The sequence below is a fragment of the Bradyrhizobium sp. genome (genome assembly GCF_049581145.1).
GTDB lineage: Bacteria > Pseudomonadota > Alphaproteobacteria > Rhizobiales > Xanthobacteraceae > Bradyrhizobium.
This window is the reverse complement of the sequence record NZ_JBAURI010000107.1, coordinates 1-1797: the sequence shown is the minus strand read 5'-3', so window position 1 is coordinate 1797 and position 1797 is coordinate 1. Positions and strand designations below refer to the sequence as shown.

Below are 1797 nucleotides of genomic sequence, written 5' to 3'. Positions count from 1 at the left end.
CGGCCGCACTGCCGCTTGGCGGCTGCAGCGTCGCGACCCTGGTCGCGGGCTTCGAGCTTTGCCGCGGCAGCCATGTCGCGCGCTGAACCGCCGTCCCGGATGAACGCCGCGCCGCTTGCCCGGCCATGGACGACGTCTGATGTCGCGACCAGGCCATATAGGATTGGCATGCGGCGTTGCACGGCGATCCATCGATATAGACGATGTCGGGCGAGTCCAGCGGATGGGCCTGCACCCCACCGGCGCAACCGAGCAACACCATGGAGCTCAGGAGAATCGATTTTTTCATGACGGCTCCATTGGGGCGCAAATGCCGAGCGCGCCGATGATCTCGAGAGTGGTCGCGCTCGCGAAAAATCGGACCGAGCGGACGCGTTCAAACGTTATTTCAAAAGCAACTTCCGAATGCCGGTCTTGGTGGCGTCAATCGATCGTTGATAAAAACCATTGTGACGCAGGCGTAATTTGCATTTCGATTGTGGCAATTAAGCAGTCCGTGCGTGGCATGCACTTGCTGATCCGGTGTCGCTGCGCAGGGAAAGCCCCGACGAGGAACTAACCATCCCGAGCATCTGCAAGGGCTGCCGATTGCCGAATGGGTCTCGCGATTTAGCCTGGGATAGCGCTCGCGGTGGTAGCTGCGCGCGCGGCGTCTTCCGCACTCAGTTCCTCGAGGCTCTTGCCCTTGGTCTCCGGCAGCATGAAGATCGTGACCAGGATGCCGAGCACACTGACCAGCGCGGCCGTCGATTCCGCGGCGACGAGACCGCCCGCGCTCAGCAGGATCGGGAACAGGAACACGCCGATGAAGCCGCCGATCTTGCCGGCGGCGGAAGCGATGCCGTGGCCGGTGGTGCGACCTTCGACCGGAAACAATTCGGCCGGATACACGAAGGTCGTCGCGTTCGGTCCGAACTCGGTGAAGAAATAGCTGATCCCGTAGATGATCAGGAACGGATAGATCAGTTTCTCGATGCCCGGGATTGCGGCCATCGCGGCGAAGCTCATCGCCATCATCGCAAAGCCGAGCACCTGGATGGTCTTGCGGCCGATCCGGTCCATCATGGCGGCCGCCACGAAGTAGCCCGGCACCGCGGCGATCGCGAAGATCGCAAGCTGCGTCAGCGTTTCCGTGATCAGGCTGTCATTGGGAGCGACGGCGTGCAGCACAAGCGGGCTGCTCACGGTGTTGCCGTAATAGGCGAAGTCCATCAGGCGCCACGCCAGGCTGGCGCCGATCAGTCGGACGGCGAGGTCGCGCCGGCGGGTCAGCGCGGCGAAGCCCTCGGCAAAGGAGGGGGTCTTTGCGGGGGTGCCCTCGCGGGCAGCGCCGTGACCGTCGCCGAGCACATGTCCCGAGGCCGCGGCAGCATGGTCATATTGCCCGGCCGCCAACAGATAGCGGGGGCTCTCGGCCATGTGGCGGCGCATCTGGAACACCGCGAGCGCCGGGATCGCGCCAAACGCCAGCAACAGCCGCCAGGTGAGATCGTGCGACAGGCCAGAGGCCAATAGCGACGCAGCCAAAAGCGGGCCGACGATCAGGCCGGCGGCCTGCATCGCAAACACCAGCGACACCATCATGCCGCGGCTGCTCTTGCCCGCGTGCTCGCTCATCAGCGTCGCGCTCACCGGATAGTCGCCGCCGATGCCGATGCCGAGGATGATACGGAATCCGATCAGCCACCAGATGTTGGGTGAGAAGGCGGATGCGATCGCGCCGGCGGCAAGCACCAGCACCTCATAGCCATAGATGCGCTTGCGCCCAAGCATGTCTGCGATGCGGCCGAAGATGAT

General features: G+C 63.9%; 1 protein-coding gene. It reads right to left on the bottom strand.

The window, feature by feature from the left end:
- Positions 1–609 precede the first annotated feature (609 nt).
- The coding region (locus tag WCB02_RS03465) for an MFS transporter (RefSeq protein WP_423956415.1) at positions 610–1797 on the bottom strand (1188 nt) is incomplete at its 5' end.